The sequence below is a fragment of the Sphingomonas sp. 179-I 2A4 NHS genome (genome assembly GCF_045369135.1).
In the GTDB taxonomy this organism is placed as follows: Bacteria; Pseudomonadota; Alphaproteobacteria; order Sphingomonadales; family Sphingomonadaceae; genus Sphingomonas.
The window spans coordinates 51,352-72,187 of sequence record NZ_JBIQFL010000012.1; the positions used below are offsets into that span (position 1 = coordinate 51,352).

General features: G+C 64.6%; 19 protein-coding genes. 17 read left to right on the forward strand and 2 right to left on the reverse strand.

The annotated features are described in order from the left end of the window. Positions 1 to 145: 145 nt before the first annotated feature. The 11 genes from ACH0CP_RS16205 (at position 146) to ACH0CP_RS16255 (ending at position 8,027) form a co-directional block, all read left to right on the forward strand. On the forward strand, positions 146 to 1,966 hold the full coding sequence (locus tag ACH0CP_RS16205) for a reverse transcriptase domain-containing protein (protein ID WP_231729953.1): 1,821 nt from the start codon (positions 146 to 148) through the stop codon (positions 1,964 to 1,966). A gap of 29 nt (positions 1,967 to 1,995) precedes the next feature. Continuing rightward, positions 1,996 to 2,253 carry a hypothetical protein gene (locus tag ACH0CP_RS16210; RefSeq protein WP_156444631.1) on the forward strand — a complete coding sequence of 86 codons (258 nt, stop codon included), beginning with the start codon at positions 1,996 to 1,998 and terminating at the stop codon, positions 2,251 to 2,253. Positions 2,254 to 2,276: 23 nt separating this feature from the next. Beyond that, on the forward strand, positions 2,277 to 2,795 hold the full coding sequence (locus ACH0CP_RS16215) for a hypothetical protein (protein WP_024310585.1): 519 nt from the start codon (positions 2,277 to 2,279) through the stop codon (positions 2,793 to 2,795). Positions 2,796 to 2,908: 113 nt separating this feature from the next. Next, positions 2,909 to 3,436, forward strand: a complete 528-nt coding sequence (locus ACH0CP_RS16220; RefSeq protein WP_197419142.1) for a hypothetical protein — start codon at positions 2,909 to 2,911, stop codon at positions 3,434 to 3,436. Between the two features lie 166 nt (positions 3,437 to 3,602). Continuing rightward, positions 3,603 to 4,124 carry a DUF736 domain-containing protein gene (locus ACH0CP_RS16225; RefSeq protein WP_037447324.1) on the forward strand — a complete coding sequence of 174 codons (522 nt, stop codon included), beginning with the start codon at positions 3,603 to 3,605 and terminating at the stop codon, positions 4,122 to 4,124. A 321-nt stretch (positions 4,125 to 4,445) separates the two neighbouring features. Further along, positions 4,446 to 4,898 carry a hypothetical protein gene (locus ACH0CP_RS16230; protein WP_037447321.1) on the forward strand — a complete coding sequence of 151 codons (453 nt, stop codon included), beginning with the start codon at positions 4,446 to 4,448 and terminating at the stop codon, positions 4,896 to 4,898. Between the two features lie 180 nt (positions 4,899 to 5,078). After that, positions 5,079 to 5,555, forward strand: coding sequence for a DUF736 domain-containing protein (locus ACH0CP_RS16235; protein ID WP_037447318.1), 477 nt, complete (start codon positions 5,079 to 5,081; stop codon positions 5,553 to 5,555). A gap of 139 nt (positions 5,556 to 5,694) precedes the next feature. Continuing rightward, on the forward strand, positions 5,695 to 6,006 hold the full coding sequence (locus ACH0CP_RS16240; protein ID WP_016510718.1) for a prevent-host-death family protein: 312 nt from the start codon (positions 5,695 to 5,697) through the stop codon (positions 6,004 to 6,006). After that, complete coding sequence (locus tag ACH0CP_RS16245) at positions 5,981 to 6,388, forward strand: hypothetical protein (protein ID WP_035386729.1); 408 nt, start codon at positions 5,981 to 5,983, stop codon at positions 6,386 to 6,388. Before ACH0CP_RS16240 ends, ACH0CP_RS16245 begins: the two co-directional genes overlap by 26 nt. A gap of 688 nt (positions 6,389 to 7,076) precedes the next feature. After that, entirely contained in the window at positions 7,077 to 7,415 is a 339-nt protein-coding gene (locus ACH0CP_RS16250; protein ID WP_010409121.1) for a single-stranded DNA-binding protein, read from the forward strand. A gap of 138 nt (positions 7,416 to 7,553) precedes the next feature. Continuing rightward, positions 7,554 to 8,027: a hypothetical protein gene (locus ACH0CP_RS16255; RefSeq protein ID WP_037447312.1), complete on the forward strand. Its 474-nt coding sequence runs from the start codon at positions 7,554 to 7,556 to the stop codon at positions 8,025 to 8,027. A 198-nt stretch (positions 8,028 to 8,225) separates the two neighbouring features. Here ACH0CP_RS16255 and ACH0CP_RS16260 read toward each other — a convergent pair whose 3' ends face one another. Further along, complete coding sequence (locus ACH0CP_RS16260) at positions 8,226 to 9,944, reverse strand: reverse transcriptase/maturase family protein (RefSeq protein ID WP_239024946.1); 1,719 nt, start codon at positions 9,942 to 9,944, stop codon at positions 8,226 to 8,228. Positions 9,945 to 11,145: 1,201 nt separating this feature from the next. Between ACH0CP_RS16260 and ACH0CP_RS16265 the strand changes: the two genes are divergently transcribed. The 3 genes from ACH0CP_RS16265 (at position 11,146) to ACH0CP_RS16275 (ending at position 14,071) form a co-directional block, all read left to right on the forward strand. Continuing rightward, entirely contained in the window at positions 11,146 to 12,138 is a 993-nt protein-coding gene (locus ACH0CP_RS16265; protein ID WP_037447491.1) for an SLOG family protein, read from the forward strand. A 585-nt stretch (positions 12,139 to 12,723) separates the two neighbouring features. Beyond that, a complete protein-coding gene (locus ACH0CP_RS16270; protein ID WP_156028549.1) occupies positions 12,724 to 12,891 on the forward strand; it encodes a hypothetical protein in 168 nt (55 codons plus the stop codon). A 622-nt stretch (positions 12,892 to 13,513) separates the two neighbouring features. After that, a complete protein-coding gene (locus ACH0CP_RS16275) occupies positions 13,514 to 14,071 on the forward strand; it encodes a hypothetical protein (RefSeq protein WP_037447306.1) in 558 nt (185 codons plus the stop codon). Between the two features lie 177 nt (positions 14,072 to 14,248). On the opposite strand, the gene ACH0CP_RS16280 is transcribed toward ACH0CP_RS16275, so the two are convergent. After that, positions 14,249 to 14,467: a hypothetical protein gene (locus ACH0CP_RS16280; protein ID WP_037447303.1), complete on the reverse strand. Its 219-nt coding sequence runs from the start codon at positions 14,465 to 14,467 to the stop codon at positions 14,249 to 14,251. Positions 14,468 to 14,991: 524 nt separating this feature from the next. On the opposite strand from ACH0CP_RS16280, the gene ACH0CP_RS16285 reads away from it, so the two are divergent. From ACH0CP_RS16285 to mobF, 3 genes are read left to right on the forward strand one after another with little or no spacing between them, the layout of a single operon-like run. Next, a complete protein-coding gene (locus ACH0CP_RS16285; protein ID WP_016509826.1) occupies positions 14,992 to 15,282 on the forward strand; it encodes a hypothetical protein in 291 nt (96 codons plus the stop codon). Then, positions 15,269 to 17,758 carry a type IV secretion system DNA-binding domain-containing protein gene (locus ACH0CP_RS16290; protein ID WP_037447302.1) on the forward strand — a complete coding sequence of 830 codons (2,490 nt, stop codon included), beginning with the start codon at positions 15,269 to 15,271 and terminating at the stop codon, positions 17,756 to 17,758. The genes ACH0CP_RS16285 and ACH0CP_RS16290 overlap by 14 nt, the downstream gene beginning before the upstream one ends. Before the next feature lie 3 nt (positions 17,759 to 17,761). Further along, positions 17,762 to 20,836 carry a MobF family relaxase gene (gene mobF, locus ACH0CP_RS16295; protein WP_016509811.1) on the forward strand — a complete coding sequence of 1,025 codons (3,075 nt, stop codon included), beginning with the start codon at positions 17,762 to 17,764 and terminating at the stop codon, positions 20,834 to 20,836.

A 20,836-nucleotide genomic window follows, 5' to 3' on the forward strand; every position in this document is an offset into this window, starting at 1 on the left:
CGTATAAGTTCGGGGTGACCCGAGCGAAAGCGCAACCGAGCGGGGGAAGTGCGGCAGCTTCGATCCAGCATCGAACCAGGGCGGAGGTCTGCTGATGCAACCCTGTGCCGCCTTGAAAAGGCTGGAATCACTTGGAACGATTGCCTTGACCGGCAAACGTGTGAACGGTGTGTTCCGACTGCTGCTATCCCGCTCCTTGTGGGTGGAAGCTTTGGGCCGCATCCAACAGAACCGTGGGGCAGAGACCCCCGGCATCGACCGTGAGGCCGTAACCGATCTCGACGAAAGCCGGATCGATGCGGTGATCGCGCAACTCTCGGCGGGCACGTATCGCCCGCAGCCGGTCAGGCGCGTCCACATCCCCAAGACCAACGGTAAAACAAGACCGCTCGGCATCCCGACTGCAACCGACCGACTGGTGCAGGAAGTGGTCAGGATGATCCTGAACGAAGTCTATGAACCGATCTTCTCTGATCGGTCACACGGCTTTCGACGGGGGCGGTCGTGTCACACGGCGCTCGACCATGTCCGCAAGACATGGAAGGGCGTGAAGTGGCTGATCGAAGTCGATGTCGAAGGATACTTCGACAACATCTCTCACGAGAAATTGTTGAGCCTGCTTGAACGTCGCATTGATGATAGGCGGTTTACCGCTCTCATCAGTGCGATGCTGAAGGCAGGGTATCTGGAGCAGCAGCGTTTCCACGAAACCTATAGTGGCACGCCGCAAGGAGGCATCGTCTCGCCTCTGCTCGCGAACGTCTACCTGCACGAGCTTGACCATTATGTGGAAGGGCTCGTCGCTGGCTTCGACAAGGGTGCCCAACGTCGCAAATCGGCGGAATACAGGCACCTTCAGCGCCGTTCCGAGTACGCCCGGAAGCGCGTGGCTGCGCTGCGTGACAAAGGGCAGGTTGATGAAATCCAACCATGGCTGGACCGAATAAAGGAGACGCTCGCGGCGATGCGCAAGCTACCCGCGACGGACCCGTTCGATCCAGACTTTCGACGCCTTCGCTACGTCCGGTACGCCGACGACTTCCTTCTGGGGGTTATCGGCAGCCGGGCCGAGGCCGAAGAGATCAAGGCCGCCATCGAGGGCTTCCTCGCGAGCGAGCTTGAGCTCCGAACGTCCCCGTTGAAAAGCGGGATCCGCGAGGCTCGGAAGGGAGCAAGGTTCCTTGGCTACGACGTGCGCACTCGCACGGCGTCCGACCGGCTCGTCAAACAACGGGCACGGACGGGCATCGTCGCAGTCAAGCGGACGGTGACGGATCAAATTCAGTTGCTGGTCCCGCGCGACAAGGTGCAATCGTTCAGCCAGAGGCACGGCTATGGTCAGTTCGACTTGGGACGGGCTGTGCACCGTCCGGGCCTGCTTCACATGGATGATGCGGAGATCGTCAAGGTCTACAACGCCGAACTTCGCGGCTTTGCAAATTACTATGCCTTGGCCGTGGATGTGAAAGGCGCACTCAACAAGCTCGAGTTTCTCTGGCGCGGTAGTCTGTTCAAGACGCTCGCGCACAAGCATCGGACAAGCCTAATGGCTTCGCTCCGGCGCCTCAGGGTTGGCCCGGGCAGGTACGTAGTGCGTATCGGCGTTGGGAGGGATGAGAGGAGGATCGCGGTTTGGCGACTGGCGGAACTCGATCGTAGGCCGGTGTTCTGGCCGTCGGTCGACAACACGCCTCGCACGGAAGCTCTTCGGTTAAGCAGGACCAACCTGACTGACCGAGTGCTCGCCCAAGCATGCTCCGCATGTGGCGGCACCGATGGACCGTTCCATCTTCACCACAGCAACCCCGTGCGTCGCATGAGGGATGGGCCGGTGTTCCGGAGGCTTCACGCCGAACGGGCCCGGAAGACGAGGCCGCTTTGCGCGCCCTGTCATCAACTCCTTCATGCAGGGAAGCTGCCGGACTTTCGTTCTACAGTGCCCGGAGCGGAGAGCCGGATGCAGTGAAAGTTGCACGTCCGGTTCGGAGGGGGGCAGTGGGGTGTTCTCTCGTAGACGCCACCCTGCCTACCCTACGGTACGATACCGGCACCTTCGTCCGCGTGATCGCCCTCCATTACCATGACAAGGCCGCGGTCGCGGCGATGCGCCGCGCCAATCGCCTGCTCGACCGCCTGCAGCGGCATCGCCCGCCGGTGGATTCGGCCGCCTACACCGGCGGACGCTTCCGCGCCTTCAGCTTCTCCGGCCTCCCGCCCGCGCGGTTTCCCGCGCGTCGCCCGCAATATTCCTGATCCCAGCGAGAAAGGACCAGCGCATGTACCGCGTCCATTATTTCGACACCAGCGAAGCCGCGCATGACGCCTGTCTCGATGACGGTCCCTGCATCGAGGAAGGCGACGTTCTCGCCATCCTGTCGGAGGGCGTCATCGGTCTCGCCTCGACCGATCCGATCGCCGTCACCCTAGACCCCGGCGCACTGCGCATCGTCCGCCCGATGGCGATGGACGTGCTGCTAGCAGAACTCGTCCACGGCGCCTCCCAGATCCGCCGCGCGGTCGCGACCGCCCTCCTGCACCATTTGCCCGTGCAGCCCCATTTCCTCGCCTTCGTCGCGCCGGCGCTGCCCTATCCCTATCCGCAGACCGTCGTCGCGCTCTCGTTCGACGACATCATGCTGACGATCGACGCGATCGACCACCGCATCAAGACGCTCGAAAACCGGTTGGGCTCACTCGAATCCGACAGCGCGCACGCCTTCTTCCTGCAACGCTCGATCGATCACCTGTCGAGCGCCAGGAAGCGCCTCATGCGACATCCGCGACCGCCTCGCTGAACGACACGGCATCGCCCCGCGACGATGCCGGCACCGGCTGCGCCGGAAGGAGAGAGGGACCGGATCGGCATCCTGGACATGGGGTCCGGGCATTTTGCCGAAAGGTCACGATCATGTGCATCGATCCCAACGCCGAGCCCGTCGCCTTCGCGCTCGACACCAAACTCTGCCACCTCCTGCCGACGCTGACCGAGCCGCACCGCGAAGCCATCGCCCAGGATCTCGCGCGCACCGCCATCTTCATGGCGACCGCAATGGCGGCCGACATGGCGCAGGACGCGGTGAACGGCCTCGTGCCGATCCCGAAGATGCCGTCGCTCGGCAAGCCGCCCGCACCCGCGCTGGTCCCACAGGCGCAAACGCCGCGCGATACCGTGCTGCTGACCCCCGCGGTCGCGCCCGTCGTCACGATCAAGGCCAAAACGACCGACGTCACCGTCGCCGGCTTAGACCAGCGTCACGGCTACACCTTCGGGATCGACAACAAATCCGACCGGCTGATCGACATCCGCCACGCCGGCAAATGCTGGTGCATCGATCCGAGCGACGAGGCGACCGACGTCGTCAGCCGCGCGATCGGCGCGCTCGCCGCGGCACACGCCGATATCGGCACCGCCCTGACCGACAAGATCGGCCGATGATCGGCAGGCCCGGTCCGCGTCCCGCACGATCCACCGTCCGCGTGAAGACGCGGTCGGTGAGGGGCGCTCATCGCGCCCTGCCCGGCCGAAGGGCCGGGGAGGGGAGGAGGATTGAAGATCGGTGTCGAGGACATGGGGTCCAGCACGACATCACAGGAGACACGTCATGAACATCGGTCAGATCAAGCAGAACGACGCGGGCATTTTCATGGGCCGCATTTCCACCCTCGCGGTCGCGATGACGATTGCGCTCAAGCCGGTCCAGTCGTCCAACCCGCGCGCCCCGCGCTACGAGATCCACGCGCTTACCCCGGGCCGGACGTGGGTGCAGGTCGGGGCGTTCTTCGAACTCACCTCGAACAACACCGGCGAGGCGTTCCTCAACGGTCGCATCGACGATCCGTCGCTCGCCGCGCCGCTGCAGGTCTCGGCCTTCCGCCAGGACGACGGCTCGTACAACGTCGTCTGGCAGCGCGCCCAGAAGCGCCGCGACGTCGGTGCCGCGCTCGGCGTCAAGGCGGATGACGATCTGTCGCCGCCGTTCGGCGCCGATGGCGGCCCGGTCGACAACGGTCCCGGCCCCGATGCGGCCGCCACCGACACCGGACTGGGCGAAACCACCGCCCCGGTCGAGGAGCCGGTCGGCAAGGGCCGCGGTCGCCGCCAGCGCGTCGCCGAGGACGCCTGATCCACCCCCGGTGCCGTGCACTCCCTCACGGCACCGCATGGCGCACGGGCGCGCCCCCTTTCGCTCCCGCACGCCGAAACTCGGGGCGACGCCGGCACACGGCGTCGCCCTTTTTTTGCTTCATGGGCTCCAGTCCCGATTCAACACCGTATCGGATCGATAATTTAGCTATTCCTTCGCTTTATCGCCGTATAAGCACAGGATATCGCAGTTCTAACCTGGGCCACGCTCAAGGGAAGGGGGTGATGAATGGATAGCCGGGCGAATGGTGATGACACCGCTCGCGGGACCGGCACGTCCACTTCATCACGAGGTCCCGACATGGCCGACCGCGTCTCCGTCTCAATTACGATCGGGGGAAATCTGCCCGCCGACCAAGTTCCCAAACTCATCGAACTGGCGAATGCCTCGGGCCTCACTCTTGAGTGGGAGGGCGAAGCACTCTCCGACGACGACATCAAATCCGGCGAGCATCTCCGAATGCGAGCGCACGATGTGACAATCGGAGATGTCGACGAGATCGAGGAATTCTGCTGCACCAACGATCTCCCTTTCGTGTGCTGGACCGACGGATCAGCCGGGTCATTCAACCCTGAAACCATTATCTGGGTCGGCGAAGGGCCACGACACTCCTTCAACGCGACCGATGACGGCAAAACGCTCATCAGCGAGGAAGAAGCCCGCGAACTCGGCTCCTATGAGGCGATCTTGAAGCATTTCGCCCTCGGATCGTTCGAACCGCCCGTACTGACGATCGTCCCAACCAACTCCTGAAGTTGACAACCTCCCAATCAGGCCCGGTCCGCGTCCCGCACGATCCACCGTCCGCGTGAAGACGCGGTCGGTGAGGGGCGCTCATCGCGCCCTGCCCGGCCGAAGGGCCGGGGAGGGGAGGAGGATTGAAGATCGGTGTCGAGGACATGGGGTCCAGCACGACATCACAGGAGACACGTCATGAACATCGGTCAGATCAAGCAGAACGACGCGGGCATTTTCATGGGCCGCATTTCCACCCTCGCGGTCGCGATGACGATTGCGCTCAAGCCGGTCCAGTCGTCCAACCCGCGCGCCCCGCGCTACGAGATCCACGCGCTTACCCCGGGCCGGACGTGGGTGCAGGTCGGGGCGTTCTTCGAACTCACCTCGAACAACACCGGCGAGGCGTTCCTCAACGGCCGCATCGACGATCCGTCGCTCGCCGCGCCGCTGCAGGTCTCGGCCTTCCGCCAAGACGACGGCTCGTACAACGTCGTGTGGCAGCGCGCCCAGAAGCGCCGCGACGTCGGTGCCGCGCTGGGCGTCAAGGCGGATGACGGCGAACCCGCGCTGCCCTTCACCGCCGATGGCCGTGACGTGGCGACCTCGGGCGCCGGCGATGACACCGGCGACGGTCTGGGCGCCAGCACCGCGCCGGTCGACGAAACGGTCTGACCGGCATCGGGCGGCGCTGATGCGTCGCCCGTGTCGCCACCCCGACGGGGATCGCTTCATCACCGAAGCGGTCCCTGTTGTCGTTTCTGGCTATTCCGCGCATACTGCGTATAATGCGCGTGATCCACAGGAGGCACTGATGGCTGCTACCGCCAGTGACGAGACCGTCAATCTCACCGATTTCCACAAGACCCCGGGCGTCTACGTCGACAAGAGCCAGCTCGCGCCGGTCATCCTGACCAAGCGCAACCGGCGCTTCGCCGCCGTCGTCAGCGCCGATTACCTCGACCGCGCCGAAGCTGCGCTCCGCGCGATCCACGGCAATCGCCGGGTCTATACCGAAGGGACATTCCCGGATGACTTCGCGGCCCGTCTTGAAGCCTCGCTCCCGACAGAAGCCGAACTCGCCGACGATCGGTGGGAGCGTGAGCGCGTCGACACCGCCGCCTGAACCCGGCGATGTCATCAACTACATCTATCTGTTTGCCCATGAAGCGGCTGCCGGTCGTGACGAGGGCGTCAAGGAACGCCCGGTTCTGGTAATCGCGTCAGATGCCAGAGGCGTCGCGGTCGTACCCATCACGACGAAGGGGGAGGCGCGATCCTCTCGCAGCGACCGGATACCCGATCCGGTCGCCAAGGCTATGGGCCTGCCGCGCGCCGGCGAAAGCCACGTCGTCGTCAACGACGTCAACGATTTCGACTGGCGCGGCCATGATGTCATCGACCTGAGGACCGGCAGCTTCATTTATGGGCGGTGCCCCCCGACGTATTTTCAGAAGATCGTTCGTGCCGTCCAGGCAAGCGCCGTCCGGGTAACCGATCGACGCTGACCGTTGGTTACGCCAACCCGAAGGACGACGCCCGCAGACGCCGCCCGATTCGCTGACCGGACGGATAGATCATCACAATCGGCGATGATCTCGCAGCCGGGCGGCGCGTAAAGCCGTCGCTGTCCTGCCAGCGGGTATCGGCAGGCGTTTAACCCCGATGGCGATGAGGACGCCCAGGTCCGATGCGGTTGCCGGCGATCGCCCTGGCGAGGGTCGGCCGTCGGGCGACCTTGCGGCATCCGGTCTCCTTGCCGGTGCGTCGTCGCCCGGGCGCGGCCGTCCTTGTCGAGCTTCGGAGCGGCACCACGTCGGTCAGCGAGCGACGCTGGCGGCACGCCTGCCTTCGCGCCGGGTCGTTCGGGGGTACGGGTCAGGCGACCGACATGAGCGGTTCACGAGGTTTGTCCATGGCAATGCCTGCGGGAACCTTGGGCTGATCGACGGCCCATCCGCCGTTTCGTGTCACCTGCGCCGCGCCCCGGGGCCTCGCAACCCCTTTGGCAGGGCCGTGTTGCCGCGCTTCGCGCGGCTGCCCGCACCACCCCTGCAAAAGGGGTTCCCCTCCGGTCGACCAGGCCCGCCGCCTGCGCGCCGGCCCAGCTCGCCCTCCGGTGCGACGCCCCGAACCGCGACGCCCTTCAGGTGACACCGGCGGACGGACCGCCGACCAACCCAAGGAGGCAATGCCATGAACAACGTGAACCTCGTCGGCCGCCTGACCCGCACCCCCGAACTGCGCGAAGTCAATCGCGCCACCAGCGTCGCGACCATCTTCGTGGCGACCGATCGCCCGAAGCTCAACAAGGACGGCCACACCTACAAAGGCGACGACGGCTTCACCGTCAAGGAGACCGAATACCACAAGGTCACCTGCTTCAACGGCCTCGCCAAGGCGATCGCCGGCAACCGCAAGAAGGGCGACCTCATCGCCATCGAGGGACGCCTGCACTACACCCGCTGGCAGGACAGCGACGGCAACGACCGCTACGGCTGCGAGATCATCGCCGATCGCGCCGAGTTCTACTGACCGGCCAGCGAACCGGGCGGCGTCTGCGGGCGTCGCCCTTCGCGCATGCTTCATCATCGCCCGCGCAGGACGCCTCGCCCACGGTGCTTCGCACCGCGGCCTTGCGCCAGCGCGCGCTCACCTGAAAGGTCCGGCACCATGACCGTCCAGCGCGACATGTTCGACGGCGACCCGTTCGCGCCCGAGCCGATACCTGCGGCACCGGACCCGGTCGCTCGGGTCGACGAGCCGGCACCCGCCGGCGGCGACCACGACGGCAATGCCGTCGCGCTCGCCCCGCTGGCGGTGCCGTACGGCTTCCGCAACCGTCGCAATGAACCCTGCCGGCGTCTCGCCGAGCGACCCATCCTGATGAACGGCCAGCCCTTCGTCCATCGTGGTCACCAGCTGCTCCAGTGTCCGCGTTCCTGCTGGCTAGACGATGACAGCGCGGTCGAGCCGGACATTGCTGACCGGATCGGTGAAGATATCCGGTTCGCAACCGAACCGGATATCCAGACCGACCCGCACGGCGAGGACCCCGATGCCAACCGCGATCCAGACGACCCGGGAATCCAGGAGATGCCGGATTACGATGCCGGGGATGACGGTGGCGAGTATGAATGGGACTGATCCTGCTGATCCTGCTGTGCTGGCTGTGGGACGGCCGTAGAGGGGCAGGGCGGGGCGTCCCGCCTTGTGGGCGGGACCGGGCTCTATTCGGCCCTGGCGGGCCTCACGGAGCCCCCTGGCGGGGTCTCCGTAGGGTGGGCGCGAGACGCCTCTTTCGAGGACGCCCCAGCGCCTCCCCCCGAACCGTGCTTGCACCTTTCAATGCACACGGCTCTCCATTCTGTCGGGCATCCGCCCACCATGGTGTGCGACGTGACATTTGCGGCACAGAACGATGGTCCTGCGCCGCCGCGCCGATTGTTTCCACAGTGTCAGTTGGTCGCCCCGTTTGTCTTTCAGGCGGTGAGTATGATGCATCTCGAACGGTCCATCGGTATCGCCGCATGCTTGGCATTCTTCAGCGGTGAGGCGGGTAACGAGGTCGTTCGAACTCTGCGCAATGCGCGAGCCGACCGTGATGGTATCGACGATGGGATTGCCCCACGTCTTCACGATCAGATGTTTCAGCTTCCACACCTTGTGGACGCGCGGTTTGCCCCGGACCATGGTGGTGACACCATAGTCCGCCCCCATTTTCAGGGATTTCATGACCTGCCTTCTACTCGTACGCCGTCGACAGGCTATCGTCGCCAACAAGCTCCTGAACATGACCAGCTCAAGTTTGTCGAGCGATGCTTTTACGCCATCGGCGATCGCATAATAGTTGGCGAAGCCACAAAACTCCGAGTTATAGGCAACGATAATCTCCGCGACACTGGAGTCGAGGAACTGCGGACGTGCTCGGCCATTCCTCTTGTCGAGGTTGCCGAGCTTTTTCCGCCTGCAGAACCCATAGACCCGATTCCGTGGCACCCACAGCTTGATATTCCCCCGCGTTGGCCGACGAAGGACGCGACGCATCCCACCGCCGACCTTCTGTCGTCCCGCCATCGTGCCGGCGGAGCGCAACGTGAAGGCGCATACATGGAAGCCAAGGAACGGCGATCCCTTCGACGCATCGCGAACCCCGGTTTTCTCCGGTGATACCGCCAGATTGAGCCGCTCAGCGAGGAAGTGCTGTATATCGGCCATGATCCGGACGGCGTCCGCCTTGCTGCCGATCACACCGACAAGGAAGTCGTCGGCATAGCGGCAATAGCGCAGGCGGCGGAAGTTGGGGTCCATTTGATCGACGGATGATATTTTCCGTCGATCCCGATTGATGGCTTCGATCCGAGCCAGACAGGCCCGGACTTCTGCCTCGTCCGCGCCACCGGCACGGATTGCGTCGATCTTCTTACGAAGTGCGGCGATCTGCTGGCCCTGAGCAGCATAGGCAGGATTGGCCCGCCGTTTGACGCCCTTGTCGAAGCCCGCCCGCATTTCCTCCATGAACAAGTCAAGCTCATGGAGATAGATGTTGGCAAGCAAGGGCGAGATGACCCCGCCCTGTGGAGTGCCGCTATAGGTCCGTTCGAACTTCCATTCGTCCATGCACCCTGCCTTGAGCATTGTTCCGATCAGATCGATGAACACAGGATCATCGATGCGCCGGGCCAAGAGGCCGAGCAGGATGTCATGGTCGATGTTGTCGAAGAACCCGCGAACATCCACTTCGATCAGCCATTTCGCACCCGTCCAGGTTTTGCGGATCTCTTCGAGAGCCGTGTGGCAGGAGCGACCCGCGCGGAACCCATGACTATGTTTCGAGAACACAGGCTCATAGATCGCCGCGAGGATCATTCTCGCCGCCTCCTGAACGATGCGATCATCCGCCGTAGGGATGCCCAATGGGCGCATTTTACCATTGCCCTTGGGGATATAGACCCGCCGCACTGGACGAGGGCGGTAACGGCCTTCCGCCACGCGTTCGACCAAACGATCAAGCCTTGCCAGCGTCATGCCGTCGAAGGTCTGGCCGTCTACTCCCGGCGTCATGGCACCCCGATTCCGGGATACTCTGTCATAGGCCCGCTCATATAAGCAGCGGGACCGCATGAGGCGGTGGAGACCGTTGATCCGCTTGCCCGCCCTCGACAGGGCCGGAAGCTTCTCGATCCGTCTCAGGATAGTAGCGGTTTGCATCAGCAATCCCTTTCCTTTGATCCATCGAGGTTACAGAACTGCCGTCCTTCGCCCGGATGCTGCGGATTTCGACAAGGATCACTCCCGCTTATACCGCTGCTCCGTCCGCCTCGCGGCGGCTGTCCCGGCCATTACACCGGGCATTTGACTACTATGACGGCTCCGTCGCCATGCAGGTCCGAACAAGCCGTCCTGTTTAGGCGATCCCGCAGTTGCGCGAGTGAGGAGTCGCGGCGTGTTTAGGTGCCCCGTTCGTTTCCTTAATCCCCTTACCGGGGCTGCGCCGAGCGGACTGGCAGCGATTCACTGGGACGTGCTCCTCGCTCCGCTCGGAATGGTGTGACAACCGCGTTCACCATCGCCAACCTGATAGCCGCTGGAATCTGGGATTTAGACAATCCAGTCTTCACCATGCACACCTTGCCTGTTGGTCAACCGTCAGGTTGCGGCACCCGACTTCGATCCATTCCCCCGACATGCTATGGTCCCGTTTCCCTTTCGGAATTTCAGCCGGTTCATCACCAGCACCGGTAAGTCGGTCAGGCATAAGCTACGCCAGTAAGCTCAGTTCATTCGAACACTCCTTTCTTCTTCGCGCCACAACGGCGCACGCCCTGCGGGTGACGATCCCTATGCCGGCGCCGGGCGTCCTGCGCGCGGGCGGCGGCAGCTGGCTCGCCCTCCCGGGCTCACTGGCGCTGCCTTTGCGGCGCTGCGCCTGGCGGCGCATCACCGCCGCCCGTGCTCGGTCCGACCCGGCGTGCCCACCACAACATAATATTTTCTCTCTCTGTGATGAGGAAGTCTGGCATGCGGGGTTGGCGGGCCGTCAAGGACGCGCGGTCCCCCCAATTTTCACGCACCCTTCCGCCTCCGCTTCGCTCCGCCTCCAGGGCACGAGAAAATCGGCTCCCCCGCGCGCGAGCGTTAACCGGGGTCCGCGACCCTGCGGGCCGCGGCTTCCCGGTTAACGTCCCTGACCGCCCTGACCGCCGCATGCCGGATGAGATTCCTCACCGAGAGAAGGTGAGATTTTCAACTCATGGAGGCTATCATGACCAAGTACAGCAACTTCAACGACATGGGCCGCGCGATCAACGAGCGCCGCGCCGACGAGGACACCACCGAGACCTATCAGGGGGCGTTCATCGAGGCGAGCGAGATGGCCAAGCTTTCCATCGTCAGCGAAGCCGAGAAGCTGGACATGCCCGACCCGGAGCAGGCCGCGCACGCCGTCGAGCAGATGCTGGCGACGATGTTCGACGTGTTCCGCGACACCCGCATGGAAGAATTCGCCGCCGATCTCGCATGGGGTTTCGTCAACAGCTTCCACATGGTGGCCAAGCGCATCGAGGGGCGGGAGGATGACGCCGCCAAGAAGCTGGGCGACCTGGTGCGCAGCTACGACCCCTCGGAGATCTACGCGGTGGAACTCGAAGAAACCCAGCTGCTCTGCCAGACCCTCGAGAATTGCGCCGAGGCGATGCGCTGCATGCGGGACCACGCCGGGAACGTGTATCGCGTCGAGACCGGACGGCCCTTCTCGACCGTCCGCGGCAGCAGGGTGTCGTCCAAGCTGACCGCCTCGATGATCGACGGTGCCGACTATCTGGCGGCACGCGCGGCAAAGCGTCGGGACGAGCACAACCCGAGCGGCCCGATTGTCGCCTTCTCGGGCGGCATGGAATGGCACGACCACGAGCAGCTCTTCGAACGCCTCGACCAGATCAAGCGTCGCATCCCGTCGATGGTCCTGATGACCACCGCCATGAACAAGGGTGCCGACGCCATCGCAGCGTCGTGGGCGGCCTCGCGCGAGGTCAAGCTGGTGCGCATGTTCCTCGACAAGCGCCACGGCAACCGGGGCGGGTTCCTGCGCAACGACCGCATCGCCTCGCTGCGTCCCGTCGAAGCGATCGTCTGCGAAGGATCGGGCGTCCAGATCGACTTCGCGCGCAAGCTGCGAACCGCCGGCGTACCGCTCCACGTCTTCCGCAAGGACGGACAGGCGCCGGTGCAGCCCAGCCAGCGCGGCCGTCGCGCCTGACGCACTCACGGAAGGGCTCCGGGAAACCGGAGTCCTTCCCCTTTTTTACGTCGCCCTGGGCGGCGCTCCGGGGCATCGAGCCCCATCGCGCCGCGTGGGACTGACCTTGCGGTCGATCGCACCGCGTTGCCGGATCGACACGGCTCGCTCGCGGCAGGGCAATGCCGTCGCATTGCCGCTGCCTGCCACGCCTCGCCGGTGCCGGGATCGATCTGTCGCTCCGTCGCATCGCCTCGCTCGCTTAGCGGTCATCGCTGAGTGCGATGACCAGCGCGCTACGCCTCGGCCGATGCGACCCTTGGAAAACCCCGGTGCGACCCCGAAAGGGCTATCCTTTGCTCGCCTCACTACAGAATGGCATGCGGGTATCACGGGCCGTCGAGACTTCGCGATCCCCCAAATTTTGCGCTGCCCGTCCGCAATCGCTCCGCTCAGCGGACCGCCAGCACAAAATCGGTTCCCCCGCTCTCGAGCGTTGACCGGGATCCCTGCCTTCGCTGCGCTCGCCACGGCTTCCCGGTCAACGGCATCAACCGCCCTGAACACCGCATGCCGGACGGTTCGCGTCAGCAAAAGGAGAATGACATGACCGACCCCATCTCGAACGACGACTACGCACTCTGGGCGGACGGAACATGCGCGACGATCGGCGAGGTTCGCAGTGGCCACTACACCCACATGTCGGACGACTATGAGATCATCTCGTGGACCGACACCGCACGCCTGATCGAAATTGACGCGGTCGATCCCTGACGGAGGATCGGTACGGCTCGCTCGCGGCAGGGCAATGCCGTCGCATTGCCACTGCCTGCTACGCCTCGCCGGTGCCGGGATCGATCTGTCACTCCGTCGCATCGCCTCGCTCGCATCGCGGCCACGCCTGCGCGTGTCACGCTCGCTACGCATCGACCGTCGCGGCTCAGCCGGCGTCTCGACTGCGGCATCGGCACGGCTCGCTGGCGGGCGCGGCGATGCCGTCGCATCGCCTGCGCTGCCGCTGCGCATCGCGCCGTGCCGATGCGATCGAGTATGGGCTGACCGGCACGGCTCGCTCGCTTCACGACGATCCCTTCGGATCGCCGGTTCGCTACGCCTCGCTCGTGCCGATCGCACCCGCTTATCGACCGCGCCCGTCTCGCTCGCATCGCGGCCACGCCTGCGCGTGTCGCGCTCGCTACGCATCGACCGGCGCAGTCCGACCAATGCCCGGCTCGCTCGCGGTGCCGCAATGCCTGCGCATTGCGAGCACCAGCTACGCATCGCTCGGGCAACCGGTCCTGCGGACCGACCCATGACCCCGTGATCGGCCATGCCGATCCTGACGGATCGGAAGGGGAGGGAAACCGGGGATGATGGTTCCAATGGGAGACAGACCATGTCGATCACCTTCTTCCTCAGCGTCGATCGGAAAGCCGATGCCGCGCCCGCCGTCATCACCGCCCGCCAGCTCGCCGCGTTCCGCGCCTTCGCCCGGGAGCGTGGCCAGCTTCTCGAAGACGAGGACGATGACCCCCTGGTGTCGTGCTCGTTCGAAGCCCGCGTGTGCCCCTGGTCGCTCGCATCAATCTGCGCGATCTTCGATCACGACGTTGGTGTCATCTCCGTTGTCGAGGAAGCCCAGTTTCGTGGACTCAACGTCCGCTTCTGGCGCGACGATGCAACCCGCACGATCACCATGCACGTCGCCACCACGCCCGACGGCGCATCGGAGATCAACCTCGCCAACGGCAACGCCTATCGCGTCCTCGACGCGCTCCGGCTTGCCGACGACAATCGCGGCAGCATACCCATTACCGAATTGCGCGATACTCTGGGTCAGCCTTACGTCCGCCGCGATCTAGGCCACCTCAATGATGGCCGTTACCTCGAGCGGTTCGACTCGCTCGCGGCTCAGGCCGCTACCAGTGACGAGATACGCATGGTCTGGGGATAGCCTCCCTCCAGTCACCATCGCGTCGGGGGGCATCGGGCTTCGCCTCGATGCTCCCCATTCTTTTGCCTCAATGGACCGAAGCATCGCCAGCTTCGGCCAGGCATTGAAAAGGGGAGCGCCTTACGGCTGCTCCCCTTTTTTGCTTGATGGGCTTGAGCCCGCTCCTGCGCTGACCCGCTACGCGGTCAGGCGCTTCACGGTCTCGTCGATCCCGAGCTTCTTGATCGCCCCGATGATGGCGCTGAACTGGGCTGGATCGGCCTTCATCAGCCCCGACTTCTCAACCTCCTTCAACAACCCCGATCGCTCGCGATCGGCGAGTTGCTTGCGACGCTCGTTGAGCCGCTGTTCATCGGCCTCAAGCTGCGCCCGTTCCTGCTCGATACTCCGTGCCATTCGACATGCCTTTTCTGATCGTGAACCAGCCTCCATGTTGTACGATGCCAGCACCTACCCAGCTGCACAATAGCGACAACCATACTCGTTCGCTGGTCCGGTTTTACCGGACCAGCATGGGGCGACGGACACTGACCTGCGGCCAGGTCCGTCGTGGGGCGGGATTGCTCCGCCCAACCCCCTTCGGTCCTGCCCGATGATCGCCTGCCTGCGGCGCTTTCCCTCCCGGAGTCCGGTCCAATGATCGGACATCCAGCCATGATGCCACCACCACCGCGACAGTCCCTAAGGATTTGCACACCGTACGCGGCACGCCGCAGGTTAAGTGCCTGAAATACGGTCTGTTCACAGGGTGTGTCGTGTTCTCATGGTGGAAAAGCCTAGCCGGAGTTCGCTAACCCGTTGAAATAGCGTCTAGTTCGACGTTCTCGGCATGTAATACGTTTTCTATGGCGATGTCTGAAATCGCGTGTTAAACCTCCGGCTCCGAAATCCCCACCATCCACCAGTTGAGTGGATGGATCATGACTACACACCACGTCGGCTTCAGGCTTTCGAGTCAGGCTGTTGCGACCCTGGACAGCTTCGCGAAAGAGCGTGGATGCTCTCGCTCGGAGGCGTCCCGTTTAGTCTTTCATTTCGGACTTCCACTGGCGGTCGCGAGCCATTCCTTCAACGTCAGTCGCGTCCTGCTCATCCTAGAGCAACTGTCGGCTTCGATGGACCTCATCGTTACCCGCGAGCATCCCGACTACGCGGAGAAGATCATCGACATCGCCCAGGAGCGCGTGGAGGTTCACCATGCGCAGCGATGATATCCGGTTCAACGGTCAGGCGGCGACGGTAAAGCACCATTCAGCGCGGGGGCGGATCACCCGCAACTCCGGCAATTTCACCCGCGGTTCGCAGCTGCTTGCCAGCCAGTACAAGATGACCTGGGCGGGCCTCCAGGTGCCGATCTGGATCTGGCTCGGGACGTTCATCGTCCTGTTCAATATCTTCGTCTGGCTGGGCCTCGCCGAGCATGAGTTCCAGCTCGACCTGATGAAACTCTACTCGGCGATCTGGACATGGGTCGGCGCGGACAGATTCCACCTTATCAACCTGACCCTGCCCAACGGCGTCGTGACGAAAGTTCCGATCGGTTACGTTCCCTACGAGCCCCATGTCGTTCACGCCTGGGCTAAAACCATCAAAATCTTCCTGACGACGCTCGTCATGTCGGCTTTCATCGCCGCTCCGCTCATCATGTGGTTCATCATGTGGGCCAACAAGCGCGGCAGCGACATGCTCCAGGAACGCCATAACCGCGGCGCCCTGCTGGTCGAGCGAGATGTCCTCGTCAAAACCGTCAGCGGCCACAACCGGCGCAGGTTCCGAACCGAGTGCGCCGAGCACGAGCCCCCATACGTCCCGGAGCTGGTCGCCAAGGCTCCAATCCTCGATCGCATCGACCGGGGCATCCACGTTCCCTATACGATCGCCGGCATCCCCTATCCGTGGCGGCTCGAACAGAGCCATACCATGCTCATCGGCACCACCGGCACCGGCAAGACGACGCAGCTGCGCAGCCACGTCTCGCAGCTTCGTGCGCGCGGGCATCGCGCCGTCATCTTCGACCTTACCGGGGTGTTCGTGGAGACATTCTACAACCCCGAAACCGACGTTATCCTCAACCCGATGGACGAGCGTTGCGCGCCGTGGACGCTGTTCGACGAGTGCCGCAACTATGCCGACTTCGTGTCGGCCGCCTCGGCCCTCATCCCCTCGCATCCCGACGACAAGGAGCCGTTCTGGCAGAACGCCGCACGCATGCTGTTCATCGAGATGTGCCTGAAGCTTCAGGAGATGGGCGAGGCCAACAATGCCGCCATCGCGCATCACCTGATGCAGGCTGACCTGAAGTCGATCAACGCCAAGCTGGACGACACGATCGCGGCCCCGCTGACGACGGAGAAAGCGGCCCGCATGGCGGAGTCGATCCGATCAGTCCTGAACGTCAACGGACAGGCGCTGCGCTTCATGCCGGACCCCGTCCCGGGCGGCCCGCCCGCCTTCTCGATCCGCGACTGGATCGCGACCGACAATCGTGACGGCTCGATCATGTTCATTACCGGCTCGTACAATGACCTGGAGATGACCCGCGGCCTGTTCACGCTGTGGATCGACCTCGCGGTCAACAACCTCATGCGCCTGCCCAAGACGCGCGATCTGCGCACCTGGTATCTGTTCGACGAGGTACACGCGCTCCACGCGCTGCCCGGCATCGAGCATGGCCTCCAGTCGGCGCGCAACTTCGGAGGCGCGTTCGTCCTCGGCATCCACTCGTTCGACAAGCTGGTCGCGACCTATGGCCTGCAGAACGCGACCGCGCTCACCGGCCTCGCGCGCACCAAGCTGATCCTCGCCACCGCCGATCGCACGACGGCCGAGAAATGCTCCGAGTTCATCGGCAGCCGGGAAGTCCGTCAGATGGATGAGGCATACAGCTACGGCTACAACAATACCCGCGACGCCTCGACGCTCACACCGCGTACCGCGATCGAACCGCTGGTCATCCCCGACGACATCAACAACCTGCCGTCGCTCCACGGCTTCGTGAAGTTTCCCGACGGTTTCCCCGCTGCGCGGATCGAACTCAAGTACCGGTCCTATGCCGAGGTCGCGCCGGGGGCGGTTCCCCGCAAGAACTTCAAGCCGACCGAATACGTCTCGCCGGAAGACCGGCGTCGTCAGACCGCCCGGAACAAGGTCGCGGATGAGGGGGGTGAGGGCGGCCGGGAACATACCCCCACGCGGCCCGTGGGAGGCGTAGAGGCAAGGGAACGAGAACAGCCGGACCTGACCGCCGCTCAGCCCGAGAAGCCCCGTAGCGAGGCGGAGAAGGCGGCTGCGGCGATGGAGGTCACCGGGGCGCTGCCGGTGGTGATCGATCAGGTAACCGGGAAGGGCGTCACGACCAGCCCAACCGGCGCCGATGCCGTCCGCGCAGCGGAGCCAGCGGTTCCCGTCGCGTCCGAAAAGGTGCGCGACGCGCGGATCGGTCTGAGGCTTCCCGATCCGGGGGCGTCGCCAACGCTCACGGCAGGCCCGAACGCGCAACGATCGGACGCCGAACGACCAATGAGTGGCTCTGATCTCGGTCGGCAAGATGGCAACCGCCATGAGGACCAAGCGACCCGTGAGTTGCGCGATGGGTTTGCGACGCAGCGCGATCCCGATCACCACCATCGTCATCATGGCCCGGATCATTCGCCGGAGATCGATGACGACATGGACATGGGGATGTAGCCGATGCTGTCGGTCGCCTCCGTCAAATCCGCCTCCGGCGCGGCGCAGTATTTCGCCAAGGACGATTACTACACCGCCGAGCATTCGTCCGAGGCGACCGCCTGGGGCGGGGTGGGCGCGGCCGATCTTGGCCTCAAGGGCGAGGTGACCAAGGAGGACTTCGAGAAGATCCTCAACGGCGAGATGCCCGATGGCGAGAAGGTCGGGCAGGTCGAGGGTCGGCGGTTAGGCGTCGACCTGACATTCTCGATGCCGAAATCGGCGAGCGTCATGGCCTATGTCGCCGGCGACGCCCGTGTGCTCACCGCGCATATGAACGCGGTAAAGGCGACGATGGGCTGGGTCGAGAAGACCTTCGCCGAAGGCCGCACCTACGATCAGTCCAGGTCAGGGGATGCGGTGCGTACCGGCAACCTCGTCTATGCGCTGTTCCAGCACGACACGAGCCGCGCTCTCGATCCGCAGGGCCACATCCACGTCCTTATCGCCAACATGACCAAGATGGCGAACGGGGCATGGCAGGCGCTCCACAACCAGCAACTCTGGAAGAACAACACCACGATCGGCGCGGCCTATCACGCCCAGTTTCGCGCCGAGCTGGCAAAGATCGGCTACGAAACAAGCGTCACCGGCAAGCACGGCCAGTTCGAGATCGCCGGCGTGCCTAAGGAGGTGATCGACACCTTCAGCCAGCGGCGCGCCGATATCCTGGCGAAAGCCGGCGAGCTCGGTGTCACCTCCGCCGAGGCGTTGCGCAAGGTGACCAACAATACCCGCGACGCCAAGCTGAACGTCGAGGATCGCGATGCCCTGCGCCAGGAATGGCGTGACCGGGCGGCCGCGCTCGGATTCGACGGCAAGGCACTGGTCGATGCCGCGCGCGAGCGTGCCGGCACTAGCGGCCTCGATGCCCAGCCACGACCGATGGAGCGCCTCGGTGACGTCCTGGCCAATATCCGCGAAAGCCTGGGCGAGTGGTTCCGATCCGCCGATCCGCTCGTCGCCAGCGGTCTCGACCGACTGCGCATCGCGCCGGTGGATCTGCGCGCCCAGCACGCCGTCGCCTCCGCGATCCGCATCCATGCCCAGCGCGAAGCCGCGTTCGCCGTGCCCGACATCACCCGGACCGCGCTCGACCTCGGGCTGAAGGGTGTCACCGCCGCGCATGTCGACGCGCGCGTCTCCGAGCTCATCCGCAACGAGAAGCTGATCCCGGGCAAGGAGGACCGGATCGACGGCGTCGTCACCCATGTCACGACGCCCGAGGCGCTCGCGACCGAGCGCGGTATCCTTGCCGAGATCGAGCGCGGCAAGGGGGAGGGGCGGGTGATCGTCTCCGCCGACACCGTCATCGAGCGGATCAACGCCGCATCGGGCGACAAGGAACTCAACGCAGGCCAGATGGCGGCCGCGACGATGGCGCTGACCTCCGCCGATCGTATCGTCGCGGTCCAAGGCGTCTCGGGCGCCGGCAAGTCGACCATGCTGGCGAGCGTCGCGCGCAACGTCGAGCAGGAGGGCGGCAAGGTGGTCGGCCTCGCGCTCATGAAGGCGACCGCCGATCGCCTCGGCGCGGAAGCCGGGATCGAGAGCCGCACCGTCTCCTCGTTCGTCCACAGCTATGCCCGCCACGCGCTCGCTGGGAAGGGAGCGGGCTATGACGGCGCGCGCGACGCGCTCGCCGGCACGACGCTGATCCTCGACGAAGCCTCGATGGTGGGTTCCGACCAGATGAAGCACCTGGTCGGCATCGCCAATGCGCTCGGCGTCGATCGCTTCCTGATGATCGGCGATCGCCAGCAGATCACCGCGGTCGACGCCGGCAAGGCGTTCGCGCTCGCGCAGGCCGGCGGGATCACGATGGCGCGGATGGACGAGAATCTGCGCCAGCGCACCGAGCAGCTGCGCACCGTCGCTGCGCTGACCAACCGTGGCGAGGTGCGCGAGGCGATGGCGATGCTCGGCGACAAGGTCACCGCCAACCCCGAGCATGTGAAGGCCGCGGCCGAACACTGGCTGGGCCTAACCACCGAACAGCGCGAGACCACCGCGATGTTCTCCTCGGGCCGCGTCGCCCGCGCCGAGCTCAACGTGCGCATCCAGGACGGCCTCGCCGCAGAGGGGGCGCTGAAGGGCGAGGGCGTCGTTACGCCCGTCCTCGACAAGGTCAACGTCACGCGTGAGGAACTGCGCTACGCGCATACCTACAAGCCGGGCCAGGTGATCGACCTGCGCCATGCCATGCGCGAACTCGGCCTCAGCCCCGGCACCTATGACGTGCTCGGCGTCGACGCGAAGGGCCGCGTCCAGGTCCAGATCGGCAACCGGGTTCGGACCTTCGATCCGCAGAAGATATCGCCGGTCGACAAGACCGATGCGATGCAGCTCGCGCAGCGCGAGGAGATCCGGCTGCACGAAGGCGACAGGATCCGCTGGACGCAGAACGACAAGGACCGCGGCCTCAACAACAACGACATCGCCCGCGTCGTCTCGGCCGACCCGTCGGGGATCAGGGTCGAGGCGAGCGACGGCACGCTCCACGAGCTGAAGGCGGGCGATCCGATGATGGAGCGGATCAGCCTCGCCTACGCGCTCAACATGCACGCGGCGCAGGGCATCACCACCGATACCGCGATCGCGGTGATGAGCCACAAGGAATCTAACCTCTCCAACCAACGCCTGTTCAACGTCACCGTTACGCGCGTCCGCGACGACATCCAGCTGTTCACCGACGACCGCGAGAAGCTGACCGCCGCGATCGAGCGCAACGAGGGCAACAAGACCTCGGCGCTCGAAACCACCGGCGCGCTGACGATCGATCCCGATCGCGGCGCTGCCGGCACAGCGGCGAAAGCAGGCGCGGGCGAGACGTTCAACCCCTCGCTGCCGCCCGACCTCGATCGCGGACCGGAGAAAGTTGGGGGCGAGCCGAGCGCCGACGTCAGCCAAACCGTCGAGCGGCAGCCGCCCGATTTCAAGAACGATCCCTCCCTTGCAGCCGCATCGCTGCGGATCGGCGTCGAGAAGCCGGAAATCGAACTTCCCTACCCCGAAAAGGACATCGGACTGGAGCTATGA